Consider the following 1,282-nt stretch of genomic DNA (forward strand, 5'->3'; position numbering starts at 1 on the left):
TGCATCAGCATGAGTGCGGGAGTATGTCACGATGTCTCAGAATGGGGGTGGTTATCCCCGTTATTGCAGTTTGATTGCGCATCCCACCATGAGCGAAAAGATCCCTCAAGATCCCTCCTCGCCGGAAATGGCGGCTGAGATGGCCTTTGCTGCAGAGCCCAGTTTAGAGGAGGTAGGAGCTACTGCGGAAGAAACCACCCCAGACTCGGATCCCGGCAAGGGATCCCCTGGCACCGGCGGGTCGAATGCGCAGCGTGTCCGCCAACTGCTGGGCATGAAAGGAGCAGAGGTGGAGTCTCGCTCCATTTGGCAGTTGCACCTGCAGCTGATGAAACCGGTTACCTGGATCCCTTTGGTGTGGGGTCTGATTCCGGGGGCGGCATCTTCCGGTCACTTCACCTGGACTTGGGAGAATGTGGCTCTCATTTTGGTGGGCATGATTCTGGCGGGCCCCCTGATGACGGGCTATACCCAAACGGTGAACGAATACTACGACCGCGAGATCGACGCCATCAACGAGCCCTACCGCCCCATTCCCTCCGGCGCTATTTCTCTGCAGCGGGTGGTTATCCAAATCTGGGTGCTGCTGATCTTGGGGTTGGGCTTGGCCTACGCTCTGGACTGGTACACGGGCCATGACTTCCCGGTGATCACCTGCATTGCCTTGGCGGGAGCCCTGATTGCCTACATCTACTCGGCGCCGCCCCTGAAGCTCAAGCGCAACGGCTGGCTGGGCAACTACGCCCTGGGCGCCAGCTACATCGCCCTGCCCTGGTGGACGGGTCACGCCTTGTTTGGCGAGCTGAACTGGACGGTCTGCATCCTGACGCTGATCTACAGCTTGGCCGGGCTGGGGATTGCTGTGGTCAACGATTTCAAAAGCATCGAAGGGGACAGGCAGTTTGGCTTGGCCTCTTTGCCGGTGATGTTTGGGGCGATGGGGGCCGCTTGGATCTCGGTGCTGATGATCGACCTGTTCCAGTTCGGCATGGCCTCGTTTTTGCTGGGGGCGGGCCTAAAACTTTACGCGGCCCTTTTGGTGCTGCTGATCATCCCGCAAATAACCTTCCAAGATATGTACCTGCTGCGGGATCCTTTGAACAACGATGTGAAATACCAGGCCAGCGCGCAGCCCTTTTTGGTGTTGGGCATGTTGGTGGTCGGGCTGGCGTTGGGCCGCTCGGGGCTGTGGTAGTCGAGCCGACGGCAAAGTGCCCATCTTGGCAACAGAGGTGACGGCTTCCGCCCTGGGTTCGGCCCGACATCTGGGCCAAGATCAAGT

Annotated in this window: 1 protein-coding gene; it reads left to right on the forward strand. The window is 59.2% G+C overall.

Going from position 1 to position 1,282, the window contains the following annotated elements; genetic code table 11:
• Positions 1 to 88 precede the first annotated feature (88 nt).
• A complete protein-coding gene (gene chlG / locus NW820_RS12435; RefSeq protein WP_414332050.1) occupies positions 89 to 1,195 on the forward strand; it encodes a chlorophyll synthase ChlG in 1,107 nt (368 codons plus the stop codon).
• Positions 1,196 to 1,282 lie beyond the last annotated feature (87 nt).

Source organism: Synechococcus sp. R55.7 (assembly GCF_047461955.1).
Taxonomy (GTDB): Bacteria; Cyanobacteriota; Cyanobacteriia; order Thermostichales; family Thermostichaceae; genus Thermostichus.

Coding starts and splice junctions, on each gene's coding strand:
- chlG (WP_414332050.1), top strand. CDS start 89: ATGAGCGAAAAGATCCCTCAAGATCCCTCCTCGCCGGAAATGGCGGCT.